This window comes from Paenibacillus sp. FSL R5-0928 (assembly GCF_037970385.1).
GTDB lineage: Bacteria > Bacillota > Bacilli > Paenibacillales > Paenibacillaceae > Paenibacillus_AQ > Paenibacillus_AQ odorifer.
In genome coordinates this window covers 3,090,068-3,105,714 of the sequence record NZ_CP150225.1, presented here as the reverse complement: position 1 = coordinate 3,105,714, position 15,647 = coordinate 3,090,068, and the positions used below count along the sequence as shown (strand labels likewise).

Annotated in this window: 18 protein-coding genes; 4 read left to right on the top strand and 14 right to left on the bottom strand. The window is 43.5% G+C overall.

All coding sequences use genetic code 11. From position 1 onward, the window contains the following. Positions 1-161: 161 nt before the first annotated feature. From MKZ16_RS13885 to MKZ16_RS13875, 3 genes are all read right to left on the bottom strand, one after another. Positions 162-1,229, bottom strand: coding sequence for an ABC transporter ATP-binding protein (locus MKZ16_RS13885; RefSeq protein WP_036686331.1), 1,068 nt, complete (start codon positions 1,227-1,229; stop codon positions 162-164). A gap of 139 nt (positions 1,230-1,368) precedes the next feature. Next, a complete protein-coding gene (locus tag MKZ16_RS13880; RefSeq protein ID WP_076101698.1) occupies positions 1,369-1,908 on the bottom strand; it encodes an HXXEE domain-containing protein in 540 nt (179 codons plus the stop codon). A 67-nt stretch (positions 1,909-1,975) separates the two neighbouring features. Next, positions 1,976-2,938, bottom strand: coding sequence for an aminoglycoside phosphotransferase family protein (locus MKZ16_RS13875; protein WP_076105023.1), 963 nt, complete (start codon positions 2,936-2,938; stop codon positions 1,976-1,978). Between the two features lie 178 nt (positions 2,939-3,116). Between MKZ16_RS13875 and fabV the strand changes: the two genes are divergently transcribed. After that, positions 3,117-4,307, top strand: a complete 1,191-nt coding sequence (gene fabV / locus MKZ16_RS13870; RefSeq protein WP_036686328.1) for an enoyl-ACP reductase FabV — start codon at positions 3,117-3,119, stop codon at positions 4,305-4,307. Positions 4,308-4,326: 19 nt separating this feature from the next. On the opposite strand, the gene MKZ16_RS13865 is transcribed toward fabV, so the two are convergent. The 6 genes from MKZ16_RS13865 to MKZ16_RS13840 all read right to left on the bottom strand — a co-directional run bounded on the left by MKZ16_RS13865 (position 4,327) and on the right by MKZ16_RS13840 (position 9,587). Continuing rightward, a complete protein-coding gene (locus MKZ16_RS13865) occupies positions 4,327-4,584 on the bottom strand; it encodes a DUF2164 domain-containing protein (protein ID WP_076105022.1) in 258 nt (85 codons plus the stop codon). A gap of 72 nt (positions 4,585-4,656) precedes the next feature. Further along, positions 4,657-5,646, bottom strand: coding sequence for an aminoglycoside phosphotransferase family protein (locus MKZ16_RS13860; RefSeq protein WP_051491449.1), 990 nt, complete (start codon positions 5,644-5,646; stop codon positions 4,657-4,659). Continuing rightward, entirely contained in the window at positions 5,634-6,602 is a 969-nt protein-coding gene (locus tag MKZ16_RS13855; RefSeq protein WP_076101695.1) for a sugar phosphate isomerase/epimerase, read from the bottom strand. Before MKZ16_RS13855 ends, MKZ16_RS13860 begins: the two co-directional genes overlap by 13 nt. 34 nt (positions 6,603-6,636) lie before the next feature. Next, entirely contained in the window at positions 6,637-7,707 is a 1,071-nt protein-coding gene (locus MKZ16_RS13850; RefSeq protein WP_076105021.1) for a Gfo/Idh/MocA family oxidoreductase, read from the bottom strand. Between the two features lie 22 nt (positions 7,708-7,729). Further along, positions 7,730-8,827, bottom strand: a complete 1,098-nt coding sequence (locus MKZ16_RS13845; protein WP_036686323.1) for a Gfo/Idh/MocA family oxidoreductase — start codon at positions 8,825-8,827, stop codon at positions 7,730-7,732. Further along, positions 8,820-9,587: a sugar phosphate isomerase/epimerase gene (locus MKZ16_RS13840; protein ID WP_076105020.1), complete on the bottom strand. Its 768-nt coding sequence runs from the start codon at positions 9,585-9,587 to the stop codon at positions 8,820-8,822. Before MKZ16_RS13840 ends, MKZ16_RS13845 begins: the two co-directional genes overlap by 8 nt. A gap of 277 nt (positions 9,588-9,864) precedes the next feature. Between MKZ16_RS13840 and MKZ16_RS13835 the strand changes: the two genes are divergently transcribed. Further along, positions 9,865-10,683: an AraC family transcriptional regulator gene (locus MKZ16_RS13835; RefSeq protein ID WP_036686319.1), complete on the top strand. Its 819-nt coding sequence runs from the start codon at positions 9,865-9,867 to the stop codon at positions 10,681-10,683. A 22-nt stretch (positions 10,684-10,705) separates the two neighbouring features. Here the strand turns inward: MKZ16_RS13835 and MKZ16_RS13830 are convergent, their stop codons facing one another. After that, complete coding sequence (locus tag MKZ16_RS13830; RefSeq protein WP_076105033.1) at positions 10,706-11,437, bottom strand: class I SAM-dependent methyltransferase; 732 nt, start codon at positions 11,435-11,437, stop codon at positions 10,706-10,708. Between the two features lie 61 nt (positions 11,438-11,498). Next, on the bottom strand, positions 11,499-11,705 hold the full coding sequence (locus MKZ16_RS13825) for a hypothetical protein (protein WP_036686317.1): 207 nt from the start codon (positions 11,703-11,705) through the stop codon (positions 11,499-11,501). 162 nt (positions 11,706-11,867) lie between these two features. Between MKZ16_RS13825 and MKZ16_RS13820 the strand changes: the two genes are divergently transcribed. Beyond that, positions 11,868-12,548 (top strand): TIGR00266 family protein, encoded by a 681-nt coding sequence (locus MKZ16_RS13820; protein ID WP_036686316.1) that lies wholly within the window; start codon positions 11,868-11,870, stop codon positions 12,546-12,548. Positions 12,549-12,617: 69 nt separating this feature from the next. On the opposite strand, the gene MKZ16_RS13815 is transcribed toward MKZ16_RS13820, so the two are convergent. After that, a complete protein-coding gene (locus tag MKZ16_RS13815) occupies positions 12,618-13,097 on the bottom strand; it encodes a transcriptional repressor (RefSeq protein WP_036686314.1) in 480 nt (159 codons plus the stop codon). A gap of 318 nt (positions 13,098-13,415) precedes the next feature. Between MKZ16_RS13815 and MKZ16_RS13810 the strand changes: the two genes are divergently transcribed. Next, a complete protein-coding gene (locus MKZ16_RS13810) occupies positions 13,416-14,072 on the top strand; it encodes an S-layer homology domain-containing protein (protein ID WP_038570438.1) in 657 nt (218 codons plus the stop codon). A gap of 95 nt (positions 14,073-14,167) precedes the next feature. Here the strand turns inward: MKZ16_RS13810 and MKZ16_RS13805 are convergent, their stop codons facing one another. Continuing rightward, the gene (locus MKZ16_RS13805; protein WP_076105018.1) at positions 14,168-14,920 is read right to left on the bottom strand and encodes an amino acid ABC transporter ATP-binding protein; all 753 of its coding nucleotides are present in this window, start codon (positions 14,918-14,920) and stop codon (positions 14,168-14,170) included. A 13-nt stretch (positions 14,921-14,933) separates the two neighbouring features. Further along, positions 14,934-15,602, bottom strand: a complete 669-nt coding sequence (locus tag MKZ16_RS13800) for an amino acid ABC transporter permease (RefSeq protein WP_036686309.1) — start codon at positions 15,600-15,602, stop codon at positions 14,934-14,936. Positions 15,603-15,647 lie beyond the last annotated feature (45 nt).

Genomic DNA, 15,647 nt, shown 5'->3' with positions numbered 1-15,647 from the left:
TTTTGAGATGAAAACGATAAATAGTCAACCCTTTTATTTAATTAAGTTCGTATTAATTCATACTTATTTAAATAATAGTGAACATTTTAGAAAATAAAAAAAACGCTAAGCCAACTAAATGGCCTAACGTTTCCTCTTATTATTTAGTTAAAACAAGTTGCTTACTTAGCGCCTTCTTGCACTAAAACAGGCTCTGGATAAGCGTTCTTAAGCACACGTTGTCTATTCTTAACAACTGTTGGTGGTTCCACCTTAGGAGCCATCGGATGCATTAGCCAAGATTTCACCATATGGGTATCCGAAACCTTATACATTGGAGGCTCTTTCTCCATATCGATTTGCATAGCATAGGTGCTGCGAAGTGCGAAGGCATCACCCTTAGGCGGTTTGATCAAATCTGGAGGTGTACCAGGAATCGCGGTAAGCAAAGAACCTTTGCTCTCAAGACTTGGCATGGATGCAAGTAATCCCCAAGTGTAAGGATGTCTTGGATCGTAGAAGATCTCTTCTGCAGTTCCCATTTCAACAATTTGTCCGGCATACATTACCGCTACACGATCCGCCATTCTTGCTACAACACCAAGATCATGGGTGATAAAAATAATCGCCGTATCAATCTTCTTCTGTAATTCCTTCATCAGGTCAAGAATCTGTGCCTGAATGGTTACGTCGAGCGCTGTAGTTGGCTCATCCGCAATCAGAAGCTTTGGGTTTGCTGCAAGTGCCATTGCGATAACGACACGTTGACGCATACCGCCACTGAACTCATGTGGATATTGATTGAAGCGGCGCTCTGGTGAAGGAATACCTACTAGCGTAAGCAGCTCAATCCCACGTTTATTTGCAGCTTCTTTGGAGATTTTCTCATGTTTGTGCAGTACTTCAGTTATTTGTCTGCCGACCTTCATCATCGGGTTCAAGGAAGTCATCGGATCCTGAAAAATCATACCGATCTCTTTACCACGAATCTTCTGCATTTGCTTTTCAGTCTTACCGATCAAATCTTGTCCATCAAATAAAATTTGTCCACGTTTATATTCTCCTGGCGGCGTTGGAACTAGCTTCATTACCGCTTGTGAAGTTACACTTTTACCGGAACCGGATTCCCCAACAATCGCTAGAGTTTCACCTTTATCTACATGGAAGCTAACACCACGGATCGCTTGTACTTCTCCACCGTGTGTTTTGAATGATATCGCTAGATCTTTTACCTCTAAAAGGCGCTCCATCTTGTCACCCTCTCATTTCCTCGTCAATTATGATAATGATTCTCACCAAGTTGTAAGCAATAAGTATTATTTTATCTAGTTCTAAGGGTTCTAGTCAAGATTTTTCTGAAAAAGATATGGCCAGCAGCAGCCTTATGTACTAGTTCTGATTAATGCGAGCTCTATTCTTCACTAACAACCACAATATTGGCGGAAGCAGCAAAAGAACTAACAGTAGAGACCATCCGATATCTCCAAGGGATACCAAGTTGTCATTCAATAGTCGATAATACGCATAAAGAGAATAGGGAAGAACTACTAGTACTGCTGTAACTACCCCTGGTGCATATACCTTTAAATATATCGTCTGTCCTAGATGAGTAAATACATGTAAGAAAAATACCGCAAGCACTGCCAGGTACAATAAATAATTAGAAAAGAAAACTGCAATACAAGTTACCGTCACTATAAAAATATACACGAATAATACGTCCATTGCAAAATTACGTGTAGTCATTTGTAACATCGAATGATATGTCTTGCGCATAAACGAAGGAATTGCAGCCTCTAACTTGGTTCTATACTTTGCACCCCATGCTTCAATCGTTAATATTTCTTCAAAATCATGAAACATAAATAGGATCGGCAACAGCCACAGCAAACTTACGATATCTATATGTACACTTAGCCACTCAAGCATGTGAATCCTCTCCCTTCTCCTACTCAGCCTCCTTACCTTCTTATGTTGTGATCTTGCTGAAAATGTCCTAACCCATGAAACGGTCCCAACCTTCCAGCAGATTATCATGTGCCCACTGGAAATGGCCTTGGCTATCGTATTTACGCGAATAACACTCAATGAAATAAATTAAATCGATATATAAGTCGTAGAGCTTTTTGCGTGCACATTCATTAGGGCTATCAAAGCTGTCCCCATAACCTCTACAGAAATACTCAGAATTCTCAATATAGCGAAAATAATATTCCATAAGGTGATCGCCCCATAACGCCCGTTCCCAATCGATTAAAGCAACAATGCTTCCCTCTCGTACAAACACATTCCCATCCCATAGATCCCAGTGAACTAAACGTGGCTCAGTCACCACATCCATCACATGTATACGGCTGTTGATCTCCGCCTCAATCGTTTCTAAAGGAATGGGCATCTTTGCATCTAATCGCCGAGCATCATCAAGGAGGTTGCCAATTAAATTTTGAAAGGTTTCCCGCCAAGAAGTCCCCTTTATCTTCGAGGATACATTAAATAATCCGAAATGATCCCCTTGAATCTCATTAATAATCCGGCTATAACGACCTAATTCTTCCTCAATACAACTTCTTTGCTGCGGACTAAGCTCTTCCTTAATTTCATTATAGGGCTGGCCGATTATTTTCTCCATGAAAAAAAAGTCACTAGATATTAAATTTCTGCTGTTATCATAAGCGTATACCTCAGGCACAGGTACCGTTCCTTTAGACTTCATTAGCTGTATTGCCGCAACCTCTGTAGCCATGATATCGTGCTCGTAACTTAGCGTGTCTGTCTCATCAGATGGCGATATCTTAAGAATCGTAGCCCTGCCATCTGACAATAGGAGGTCATAAGCTGCGTTGAAATAACCTCCCGTCAATTCCGTACTTTGAATGATTTTCACATGGCTTCCAAAAGCAGCACCCACCAGGATGTCCTGCTGCTTAACCGTCAATTTTGTTTTAGTCTGACTTTCCAAGACTTCACCACCATACAGAGTTAAGTAAATGCAAAAATCCAACCTTTTAAAAGCCCAGGATTTATTGTATTAGATACAAGAAATATAAACAATCCTTCTCCATTGGAATGAAAATTGTTAAAATTAGAAATAACACGTATCATTAGCTGCTTTTCATGAAAGAGAGGAAACTATTATTATGATCATAAAACCTAGAACACGTGGCTTTATATGTACAACCGCACATCCGCAAGGCTGCGCTCGTCAAGTCGAGCGGCAAATTGAGTATATTAAGGCACAACCCGAGATCAAAGGACCACAGAAGGTGCTAGTCATTGGCGCATCCACAGGCTACGGCCTCGCCTCACGGATTACAGCCGCCTTTGGGGCTGGAGCCAGCACAGTAGGCGTATATCGGCCGAGCAGCAGCAATGGAACCCGTACAGCCTCTGCTGGGTGGTACAATTCTGCAGCCTTCGAACAACTTGCGGAGTCTGCAGGCCTGCAATCCTACAGCGTTACCGGAGATGCATACTCCAAAGAGACCAAAGAAAAAACTATCCAGCTGATCCGCAGCGAATTAGGACAAGTCGATTTGGTCATCTACAGTGTTGCTTCTGGGCGCCGTACAGATCCGGAGACAGGTGAAGTATATAACTCTGTTCTCAAACCTATTGGCGACACCTTTACCAACAAAACTGTAAATTTTCACACCGGTGAGGTAAGTCAAATCTCCATTGAACCCGCGACCGATAAGGAAGTTCATGATACCGTACGGGTGATGGGCGGTGATGATTGGCAGCTATGGATAGAAGCACTCCAGCAAGCCGGAGTATTAGCAGATCACGCAACCACTATTGCTTATTCGTATATCGGATCAGAGCTTACTCAAGCGGTATATCGCCAGGGAACCATTGGACTTGCTAAAGACCATCTTGAAGCTACGGCGAGAACACTTAACGAAGCGTTATCTGTTACTCACGGTAGAGCTTATGTAGCGGTCACAAAAGGTCTTGTCACACAGTCCAGCTCGGCGATTCCTGTAGTGCCTCTCTATATTTCCGCCCTTTACAAAGTCATGAAAGAGCACAGTCTTCATGAAGGTTGTATTGAGCAGACCTATCGGTTGTTTGCTGAACATCTCTATGCAGCGAAAGGAACTCCTGTGGATGAAGAAGGCCGTATCCGTATAGATGATTGGGAATTGTCTCCGGCAGTCCAGCAAGAAGTTATCGAAATCTGGGACCAGCTTACTTCAGACAATATCTACGACCTAACGGATCTGCATAGCTATAAACAGGAATTCTTCCAGCTATTTGGCTTCGAGACTGAAGGTGTAGATTACGAAGCTGATACTGATCCAGACGTAACTGTTATAAATCTGCGCTAAAATTTATCGTGTTTTTGGATTATCTTCTGCCTGAGGATAAGGGTTGTTCGAGAGCATACATTTCCTCTTCCAGAGAAATCATCTTTTGCTCAATCACTTTTCGTGCATCTGCCAACGCTTGATTGTAAATATAAGGCGAAAGTTCTTTGAGCATAAAATCGAGAAGGTTCTCGCTGGCTAATTGACCAATTTCGTTAGACAGCTCTGTATCAAAATATTCTTGAATACTGGCTGTAATCTGAAGCTTATGTTCTCTCGGTATTTTTAACGGCTGCATGGTAATCCTCCAATCTAATTAGATACAGGAAAATGACGTGCTTTCGCACGTCATTTTTTACACCTATAACCTTCATTCACTGCTGCCTTTGAAACGGTTCCAACCCTCAGTCAAGTTATCGTGCGTCCAACGGACATAACCTTCGTCTGCATATTTGCGTGAATAACATTCAATAGCAAGAATAAGATCAAGATAAAGATCATAAAGCTTCTTCCGCTGAATCTCGTTTGGACTGTCGTAGGTTGTTCCGTACCCCTTATAGAAACTGGCAGAATTCTCAAAATGCCTAAAATAATACTCCATCAGCACATCGCCCCACAGGGCTCTCTCCCAGTCAATCAGCGATACGATGACTCCATCCTTCACAAATACATTCCCATTCCATAAATCCCAATGCACCAGTCGTGGCTCGGTTACAGCATCTAATGCAGGGAGATACTTGGAAACCTCCTGCATAATCTCTTCATAGGACGCAGGGAGCTGTGCATTCAGCCTCTTGGCATCAGCAAGTACACTTTCCATCAGGCATGAAAAGGTCTCTCTCCACGAGGCTCTTGGCTCCTCTGAATCCGTTCCAAAAATGCCAAAACGTTCTCCGCGTATCTCATTGATTATGCAATTGTAACGCCCCAGCTCAGTTTCGATAGCATCTCTCTCCGGAAGTGAAAGACTCTCCTTCACATCACTGTAGGGCTGGCCCTCCACCTTCTCCATAAAGAAATACGGAATAGGAATGAGCAGCAGACTTTCATCATAATGGTAGACGGCAGGCACGGGCACGACACCCTTATCTGCAACCATTCGGAGAGCTTCCACTTCAGTTCGCATAATGTTCTTCTCGTAACTTAACGTATCTGTCTCTACAGCAGGGGCAACCTTTAGAATGACAGATTTCCCAGTGCTAAGTTCCAAATCATAGGCTGTATTAAAAAAGCCTCCGGTAAGTTCTGAACTAAGGTTAACTGCAGTTTCTGAACCGAAAACCGCTTTCACCAAAATATCCAGCTGTTCATCATTTAATTTAACTTTCGTGAAGCTCTCCATTTCGTTTAAACCCACCACATTTCTGTCAGTGGCTCCTCAATCAATACTTGTTGAAGATTACTTACAGCTTTAGAGAAACCTTCTTCAATAGACATCAGCCCATCTTCATGCTCGATACTAACCACATAGTCATACCCAACCAAACGAAGTGCACTAATAATGTCAGCCCAAGTCTTAAGATCATGTCCAAAACCGACAGAACGGAACTGCCAAGCACGGTCAAGCATCTTGGTATACGACTGCATATCAGTTAATCCGTGCATGTTGACATTCACAGGATCAATAACGGTATCCTTCGCATGGAAGTGATGGATTGCACCTTGGCGTCCCAAAATATGAATCGCTTGCACAGGATCAATTCCTTGCCACCACATGTGACTCGGATCAAGGTTCGCACCGATCACTTCACCTGCTGCTTCTCTCAGCCGCAGCAAAGTACCTGGTGTGTGTACAGAGAATCCGCCATGCAGCTCAAGACCTACCTTTACATCGTGCTGAGCGGCAAAGGCACCCCATTCTTTCCAATAAGGAATAACCTTGTTCTCCCATTGCCAGTCCAGAATTTCTTGATAATCATTGGGCCATGGAGCTACAGGCCAGTTCGGATATTTAGCACCCTCATGATCTCCAGGACATCCAGAGAAGGTATTCACAACCGGAACCCCTAGCTTCTGCGCCAATTTGACCGAGTTTACGAAATCCTCATGATCCTTTTGAGCAAGTTCTTTTTGCGGGTGCAATGGGTTACCGTGGCAGCTCAAAGCACTGATTGTAAGTCCGCGAGATTCCACAGCATGTTTGAATTCTTGTAAGGCTGTTTCATTCTCCAGCAGCATTTTAGGGTCGCAGTGGCTGTTGCCAGGATTGCCTCCCGTACCGATTTCTACCGCCTTTAGCCCTTTGGATACTACATAATCAAGAGCATCCTCCAGCTTACGACCTCCAAACAAGACCATAAATACTCCAAGTTTCATTGTAGGCCACCTCCTCTTGGAAATAGTTCACTTATTATTTACCGTAGGTATCAAAATTCTTCACCACTTGATTACTCTCAGCAGCTTCAAAAATAACTTCAATCAAATTCTGTACCCGCATAACCTCAGCGTTCTTAACGATAGGTTCTGCAGTACCCTCAATGACAGCAGCGAAATTATCATAAAAGCTAGAGCTTAACTCCGACGGCTGAGGTAATTCCTCAGTGATCGTTGCCCCCTCCGATGGAGGTGCCATAGTTTTAGTTAGTCCTACACCTGCACGAATCGGCTTCGGTTCGATTTTTTCACCTGCGTTATTTCTTGTCACCAATCTTCCGGTTAATGACCAGTCTTCAATAATTCCAGTACCTTCGATACCCTTCACATACCATCTTGGCAATGTAATAAAGTTAGTCGTCCCAACCTCTACGATCGCTTTAATTCCATTCTCAAATTGCAGAATAGCTTCAAAGCCGTCATCGACATCGTTTCCTAAAATAAAGCTTAGACTACTGCTCACACTGGTGATTTTGCTATCAATCATGAATAATAGCTGGTCCAATAAGTGAACGCCCCAATCCAGCAGCATCCCTCCGCCTTGTGCCTTAACATGACGCCAGTCTCCAGGAATTCCGTTTGCTCCATGCACGCGGGATTCGATCTGGAATAGGGATCCAATCGTCTCCTCATCGTACATTTTTTTGATGGTTAAAAAATCTTCATCCCAACGTCTGTTCTGATGCACCATAAACACACGTCCAGCTTCATCAGCGGCTGCCAGTATTTCTTGAAATTCAACCTTCGATAGAGTAACTGGCTTCTCACAAATGACATGTTTGCCAGCTTGTAATGCACGAATCGCAATTTCTTTGTGCACATCGTTCGGTGTGGCAATTAGAATAATTTCGACCGAAGAATCTGCCAATACTTCTTCATAACTTTGGTACGCCTTGTAGCCAGCGTCGTTGGAATTGGTACGACGTGCTTCAAGCACATCGTACGTTCCAACTACGATTAAGGTAGAGGTCTCTTTTATCAATCCTGCGTGATAACTTCCCATTCCTCCAAAACCAACAATGACTACAGAATGTCTGTTTGAACTCATGAACTTCACACCTGCTTCTCGTTTAGTTATCTGATGTTCCGTCAAAATACACAGCACGACCTGTACGGGAAGATTCGTAAATAGCCTCCAAAATTTGGGTAACGACAAGGGCTTGTTCAGGTTTAACTACTGGTTCTTTATCTTCCCTAACTGCCTCAAGCCACAAGCGAGCTTCACGATCGGATTCACTCTCTTGTCCTCCGTTAAAGAAAGCTACTCCCCCTGCGGACAAGTCAATTTTAGTCTCGTATAGACGGCCACCACGGTCACCATTTAAGCGTAACCCGTCCTTCATATCTGCGCCACCCTCTGTACCTGCGAGGAGCGTCTTCGCTTCTCCAAATTCCGATACATTAAGAGCCCAGCTTGATTCCAGTACAATTGTAGCACCATTTTCCATGGTAATAAATCCAAATGCTGAATCTTCTACTTTAAATTGTTCAGGGTCCCATGGACCAAAGGCATTTCCGCCGTTTTTACGGTTACCTAGCTTATGAAAAGTCGAGCCCATAACACTACGCGGTTTATAATTGTCCATCATCCATAATGTTAGATCAAGCGCATGCGTACCGATATCGATCAGTGGACCCCCACCTTGCTTTTCTTCATCCAGGAATACGCCCCATGTAGGAACCGCACGACGACGTACTGCGATCGCTTTTGCATAATAGATTTCACCAAGCTCACCGTTTTCGCAAACGTCTTTAAGGTATTCACTATCCGCACGATAACGGTTTTGATAAGCTACAGACAATTTCATGCCTGTACGTTTAGCAGCCTCTAACATTTCCTGTGCTTGAGCTGTAGTCTTCGCCATAGGCTTCTCACACATTACATGATTGCCAGCTTCCAATGCTGCGATTGTGATCACGGAGTGACTGTCATTCGGTGTACATACATGCACGATATCGAATCCTCCGGCTTTCAAAAGCTCTTGATAATCTGTATATACAGCCGCGCCTTCAGCACCATAGGTTTTTGCTGCTTCCTGTGCACGTTCTTCGACGATATCACAGAAGGCTACCATTTCAGCATCTGCTTGACGTGACAAACTTGGCATATGTTTTCCATTAGCAATTCCACCGCAACCGACAATAGCAATTCTCAACTTTTTAGACATGAACATTTCCCCCTTGATTAGCGTATGCTTTTACCCATTTCAAACTATCTTCTACACTTTCTAATGGTGAACGGCTGCAATAATCCTGCTCCACTACCGCCCACTCTACCTTTGCCTGTACAGCTGCATCAAGAATTGCTGTAAGGTTTACTTCTCCTTCGCCTAGAACAACCGTTTCCGGTGAACCATCCTCATGTTTCTTCAAATCTTTCAGATGGATGATCGGCAACCGACCAGCGTATTTGTTGATATATTCTACGGCATCATAACCTGCGTGATGTACCCAGCATGTATCCATTTCAACTTGCAGCAAATCAGCTGGCACTTCTTCAAACAAACCGTCAAACGCTGTACGGTCACCATATCGATCAGTTAACTCAAAGTCATGATTATGGTACAAAAGAACCGCTCCACGCGCCTTGCACTTTTCTCCAATGATCTTCAGATTCGCAGCAACTTCTTCATAGTTACGTTGTTCTTCTGACAGATACGGCACAATCAGATTATGATTTCCAATCTCTAGGTTGTACGCAATCTCTGCCTCTGTATCATTTAACAACGTGTCATAGGGACGGTGTGCGCCCAGCGCTACTAATCCTAGTTCATCAAGCAGTTGTTTGACTTCTGCTGCGCTACGGCCGAAGTAATGGAAAAACTCCACGCCTTTATAACCAAGGGCAGCCACTTTACGCAGTGTCCCTTCAAAATCCTGTTCCAGTTCTTCTCTGAGCGTATACAATTGCAGGCCTATCTTCAGCATTTTCGAATCACTCCAATTGGATTTAAAGTTAGCTTTCTGTAGTGATAATCACTTGAACAATAATGCTGTAACAGAATTGACTAATCTGATTCTCATCAGTTTCCTTAAACTGTCATTCTTGTAAGCACAGCTAATACCGACTGTTTCTAGCGTTGATGGTCGATTTCTTTCTTTATTGCTTAGCTACATAGTAATATGAAAGCGTATATATTAAAATGAAGAATATGATTAAAACATGAACAATCTGCTTATCATTTCAATACACCTAGGAGGACCTATGACTCATTCTGCTACCTGTCACGTATTATCAGCCGGATTTTCTTTTCATCGCAAGCCTTTTCATATGTCTCAAAGTCAAGGGAACCAGAACTTTCTTATACGTCTGCAAACGGAAGGAAGAAGCCGTGCATTGATCGATGGTGTGATGTCACCTGTGGAAAGCGGGGATATTATGTTATTCGCTCCAAATGATCCTTACTATTTGATCATAGATAAAGAAGAGTACCCTGTAGGCAAGCCACGTATTGAAAGCGGAGATTATCATATTTTTTGCGGGGGAACATGGATTGATGAATGGTGGCAACGTTCACAAAGACCCACTCGCCTAAGTGTGCCGCTTAGTGAGAATTTTCTTGGCTTGTTTCGCCAGTTAATTCTGGAGCACCGTCGACTTTCCGACTTCTCTCCAGAAATATCTGCCTGCTATCTGCAAATTCTATGTATGGAAATCGACCGGCTAATTACAGACCAGCCAGCAATTACTCCAAAAGGTTATTTGGCATACCGAATGAAGCAATATGTTGAGGAGCACGCAACCGTACCCTTTCTATTGGAGGATGTAGCAGGTTTTGTGGGTATATCCGTCTCGCGAGCCGTTCATTTATTTAAAGAAGCCTTTGGGACCAGTATTATTAAATATGTAAACGATGTCCGACTGGAAATGGCCAGAGAACGGATAACCTTCAGTCCCATGCCGCTGGAGCAAGTAGCAGAAACTTGTGGTTTTGCGAACTATACCTATTTTCACCGCGTCTTCCGAAGCCGTTTTGGTATGTCACCAAGAGAATATCGTGTGCACAGCAGAGAACAGGTGTAAATGAAGAAACATGAGAATGAAATTATTCTTTTACAGCCGAAATGATCAGGAACATCGGTCTACGCTCCTCATCCTTCATCCATGGATCATTACTCATTTCTTCAGAAGGCTTTGGTTCTTTAACCGCTTTAATAGTAAAGCCAGCTTCAATCAGGTCATTGAAGTAAGTGGAAATCGTGCGATGGTATTTAATCACATTTTCTGTTAAGAATTTAGTTTCACGAAGTCCTTCTGATTGATAATGATCTACGGGCCAATGCAGACGTTTTCCTTGCTCATCGGAATACCAGTCTTGCTCTTCCCGTGAGGTAAAGATTGGATGCTCCACTGAAAAAATAAAACTTCCGCCAGGCTTAAGAAACGCATGGACTTTGCGGCAGATGGCTGTAAAAGATTCAATATAGTGGAAAGCCAATGAACTGAGGACCACATCAAATTGCTCGCTCGTAAAATCAATGTCCTCAATCGGCAGCTGGATATAAGTTATAGCAGGATCGTTCGTTTTTTCACGCGCCTGTTGCAGCATTTTTTCAGAGATATCCACACCTATAACTGAACTCGCCTGCTGCTCACGGGCATACAGGCAATGCCAGCCGAAGCCGCAGCCCAGATCAAGCACACTTTTATTATGTAAGTCTGGAAGAAGCGCCTTTAATACATGCCATTCACCTGCTGCTTCTAGTCCTCCAATAGAACGAGGCATTTGCTGGTAGGCTGAGAAGAAATTCGAATCGTCATATTTATTTTGTTTCATCATGGATACATCTCCTATATATTATTTCTTCAATTACTATACGCTGAGCAATGTTCTCTTATCAAATAGCCAATAAAAAAGGAGCATCATCTTGGAAGATCTGCCCCTTATATCTATTCTTATTCAATTGTTCCTGCTTGCTTGGTGTTAACCGTACATGCTGTGAAATGGCTCCATAATCACTATTCGATCTACGACTTTGTGCTGCGCACCAGGCTCCGGAGCGCTCTGCCTTACGCAAGGCTTTTTGTGTCTTGGTTCGTGCCATGTGACACCACTCTCCTATTCATGGGTGAATGATTATTGATCTTACATCTATAAGACAACTTCATTTTAACATATTCCAGACTATGAGCGAAGCAAGAATTCCGTTACACTTAGAGCAAAGCTAGTATTCTATCTTATCTAAATAGATGCGGAGGTTTAAAGGATGAATTACCAGGTTTTGTATGAAGGTGCTTTTGCTATGTTAAAGGTCCAACTAAATCCCGGTGAAAGCGTAAAGGCTGAAATGGGCGCAATGGTCGCGATGTCACCTAACGTAGAATTAAAAGGAACCGTGGATGGTGGTTTAATGCGCGGTCTCGGGAGAATGCTGAGCGGTGAGAAATTCTTCTTTCAAGAACTTAGAGCGACCCGTGGTCAAAGTGAGGTATTGCTGTCACCTGGCTCACTCGGCGATATTCAGGCGATAGAATTAGACGGATCGTATAAACTGTTAGTTCAAAAAGACGGATTTCTCGCCGGAACTGAAGGCATTCAAGTAAATACCAAAATGCAGAATTTAACCAGAGGGCTCTTCTCCGGTGAAGGCTTCTTCATTGTAGAAATCAGTGGCAGAGGAACGGTGTTCCTGTCTTCCTTCGGTGCTATCCATGCGATTAATTTAGGACCTGGTGAAGAAATGATTATCGATAACGGACACCTCGTAGCATGGCCAGATTATATGGACTATAAGGTAGAAAAGGCAGCCTCTGGCTGGCTAAACAGCATAACCAGTGGTGAAGCACTTGTGTGCCGCTTTCGTGGAGAAGGTGTAATTCTCGTTCAGAGCCGTAACCCTGGCAGCTTCGGAACGTGGATCAAATCCTTTGTACCTACTCGAAGCTAGACTTCCTAAAACGTAGTAATCAAAAAAGACACAGGCTTGGAGCCTGTGTCTTTAGGTTAGAAAGCGATCTTACGAGACTGCTTTATCTGCTTCTGCTTTTGCTTTTTTGCAGCCTGTACGTTTACATGTTCCATAAGTACCCTTGAAATCAAGGCGGTGATCCGTGACGTTAAAGCCATATTCACGTTCCACTCTTCTCTCCAGCTCCACAAGCCAGTCGTCCTTAATTTCCTCCAACCGACCGCATACGCTGCATATCAAATGATGATGCATATGCGAATGATCGTTCCCGCGCAAATCGTAACGGGCAACTCCGTCTCCGAAGTTCATCTTCTCTACAATGTGTAGCTCACATAAAAGCTCAAGTGTACGGTATACCGTTGCCAGGCCCAGATGTGGATAGCTGTTCTTAACAAGCATATATACTTCTTCTACGCTTAGATGATCCTTCTCATTGTCGAGCAGAACGTTCACTATAGCTTCACGCTGAGGCGTTAATTTATATTTTTGCGCCGCAAACAATTGACTGATATTTGATATTTGATCCATTTGGTCTCCTACCTTCCCGGAACGATTTAACATCCGTACCCTCTGAGACGCTCCTATTTATGCAGTTTGGACAAACCATAAATAGTAATCGTTACGATATAATCATAACAAAATTAACCACGAATGAAAAGAGCCTGACATCATTATATCATTTCATGCCACTTATCCAAAGTACTACACCCCAATCTGGCCCATATTTCTATTAAAATCTACTTTTTCGTGAAATAATACAGATTAGACCGCAACCTTTCCATAATTTACAACGTTAAAGGAGTGACAAAGGCTAAGGAGCCTATCCATACAACGAGGTGAAAAGACATGAACATGAAAAAAAGCACACTAGCAGCGATCACAACCGTAGCCATTTTCTCCTTTTCTTTGGGTGGTCAGATGTTTGCAGCTGGGAACACCTTTAAGGATATTGATAACATAAACGGCAAAGAAAAAATCATTTCTTTAAAAAATCAAGGGTTAATTAAAGGTGTCAGCGAATCTCAATTTCTCCCTGGCTCTAAGGTAACTACAGCCCAAGGGATTCAGTTTATCTCCGGCGGTCTCCAGCTTAGCCTCGCGGCCATTGATTTTAACAAAGCTCCTGTTGCCAGCGGCTTGTTCACAAAAGTAAAAGACAAAGCCTGGTACGCTGAAGCCTTTATCAATGCTTATTACAATGAAGTTAAGCTTCCTAAAGACATTGATCCTAACCTCATTATGACCAAAGAGCAATTCACTAACTATCTAGTGCAAGCGATCGAAGGCGTTGGCAATCTGCCGATGATCAATATCGTTCCAGTAGATATCGCTGATGAAGCTTCTCTGACTCCTGCGTATCAAGGCAGTATTCAGCGCTCCCTGAAATACAAGATCAATAGCCTGGATGCTAACGGAAAGTTTAATCCAAAAAGCGAACTCACCCGCGCCGAAGCAGCGATTATGCTCTACAACGCTTTGGAATTTCTGAAAACTGGAGTATAAGCCAAATTTCAGATACTCTTCTCATTTGAATAATCTACACATGAAAAAGCAACTCCGGATGATTCCCGAGCTGCTTTTTCGTGTATATTGTCTTTCTACTCTTCTTCACCATTCAGTCTGTTCAGAAATTGCAGAGCCCGGGGATTCTTCGGATGCTCCAGCACTTCTTGCGGAGTCCCTTGCTCTAAGATATGACCACCATCCATCAAAATGATCCGGTCCGCTACATCGGCGGCAAATTTCATCTCGTGGGTCACAATCGCCATAGTCATACCTTCTGCCGCTAATTGTTTGATAACCTTAAGCACTTCCCCTACCAGCTCAGGATCGAGCGCCGAAGTGGGCTCATCAAACAATAACACTTCTGGATCTACTGCCATAGCCCGGGCGATGGCCACTCTCTGCTGCTGTCCACCTGACAGCTGATGTGGATAGTTATCAGCTTTATCTGCCAAACCCACCTTAGCCAGCAGCTGAAGCCCCCGCTTGCGCGCTTCTTCCTTGGATCGTTTCAAGACAGTTACCTGTCCCTCCATCACATTGCCAAGCGCAGTCATATGCGGAAATAAATTATACGATTGAAAGACCATCCCTGTTTTCTGACGAAGGGCCAATACGGAATTCTGAGGAATTTTCTTATGATCTGTAAAATTGATGGTGATATCACTGAGCGACAGGCTGCCTTGATCCGGGATTTCCAACAGATTAAAACAGCGCAGCAGTGTAGTCTTCCCGGAGCCAGATGGCCCAATAATGACAAGTACCTTTCCATGCTCCATTTTCAGATCAATACCCTTTAACACTTGGAGTGCGCCGAAGGATTTATGCAAATTAATGATTTCAATCACAAGTATCTCTCCTTTAGGTCGCAGAGTAACGATCGAGTCGTTTCTCCAAGTAATTTTGCAGCGCCGACAGCACAGAACAGAACACTAAATAAAACAATCCTGCTTCGGAGTATACCAGCAGAGGCTCATAAGTGGTAGAGGCTACCTGCTGTGCGGTTCTAAACATCTCCGTATAGGTGATGATCGCTGCAAGCGAAGTATCTTTAACCAAGCTAATAAAGGAATTGGATAACGGCGGTACAGAAACGCGCGCAGCTTGTGGCAGAATTACGCGGCGCAGAGCCTGCCCACGAGTCATCCCGACTGAGAAGGCAGCTTCCCATTGGCCTTTATGTATCGACAGGATAGCAGCGCGTACGATTTCCGATGAATAAGCCCCTACGCTAAGAGTAAATCCAATGGTGGCGGCAATGAAGGGGTCGAGTACAATACCAACAGCCGGCAAACCATAAAATATAATAAATAGCTGCACTAACAATGGGGTTCCTCGAATAACCCACACATAAAAACGGGCGATTAGCTTCGGAATTACCCACGGAGAAAGACGTGCCAGCGCGGTTAGGATCGCCAAAATCAATCCAAGCACAAAGGAAAGTAGCGCCAACGGAATGGTAAAAGCCACCCCGGCTTTTAGCAGGGGTAGCAGTGTGTCTAAGAAAATTTGTATTTTGCGGTCATCCATTATTCAGACATCCTTTTTAGCTTCCAGGCTTAATTAGCCTTGCTA

Bases quoted from the DNA above. Each gene is read 5' to 3' on its own strand.
- MKZ16_RS13885 (WP_036686331.1), bottom strand. From the start codon at position 1,229: ATGGAGCGCCTTTTAGAGGTAAAAGATCTAGCGATATCATTCAAAACA.
- MKZ16_RS13880 (WP_076101698.1), bottom strand. From the start codon at position 1,908: ATGCTTGAGTGGCTAAGTGTACATATAGATATCGTAAGTTTGCTGTGG.
- fabV (WP_036686328.1), top strand. From the start codon at position 3,117: ATGATCATAAAACCTAGAACACGTGGCTTTATATGTACAACCGCACAT.
- MKZ16_RS13865 (WP_076105022.1), bottom strand. From the start codon at position 4,584: ATGCAGCCGTTAAAAATACCGAGAGAACATAAGCTTCAGATTACAGCC.
- MKZ16_RS13855 (WP_076101695.1), bottom strand. From the start codon at position 6,602: ATGAAACTTGGAGTATTTATGGTCTTGTTTGGAGGTCGTAAGCTGGAG.
- MKZ16_RS13850 (WP_076105021.1), bottom strand. From the start codon at position 7,707: ATGAGTTCAAACAGACATTCTGTAGTCATTGTTGGTTTTGGAGGAATG.
- MKZ16_RS13845 (WP_036686323.1), bottom strand. From the start codon at position 8,827: ATGTCTAAAAAGTTGAGAATTGCTATTGTCGGTTGCGGTGGAATTGCT.
- MKZ16_RS13840 (WP_076105020.1), bottom strand. From the start codon at position 9,587: ATGCTGAAGATAGGCCTGCAATTGTATACGCTCAGAGAAGAACTGGAA.
- MKZ16_RS13835 (WP_036686319.1), top strand. From the start codon at position 9,865: ATGACTCATTCTGCTACCTGTCACGTATTATCAGCCGGATTTTCTTTT.
- MKZ16_RS13830 (WP_076105033.1), bottom strand. From the start codon at position 11,437: ATGAAACAAAATAAATATGACGATTCGAATTTCTTCTCAGCCTACCAG.
- MKZ16_RS13825 (WP_036686317.1), bottom strand. From the start codon at position 11,705: ATGGCACGAACCAAGACACAAAAAGCCTTGCGTAAGGCAGAGCGCTCC.
- MKZ16_RS13820 (WP_036686316.1), top strand. From the start codon at position 11,868: ATGAATTACCAGGTTTTGTATGAAGGTGCTTTTGCTATGTTAAAGGTC.
- MKZ16_RS13815 (WP_036686314.1), bottom strand. From the start codon at position 13,097: ATGGATCAAATATCAAATATCAGTCAATTGTTTGCGGCGCAAAAATAT.
- MKZ16_RS13810 (WP_038570438.1), top strand. From the start codon at position 13,416: ATGAACATGAAAAAAAGCACACTAGCAGCGATCACAACCGTAGCCATT.
- MKZ16_RS13800 (WP_036686309.1), bottom strand. From the start codon at position 15,602: ATGGATGACCGCAAAATACAAATTTTCTTAGACACACTGCTACCCCTG.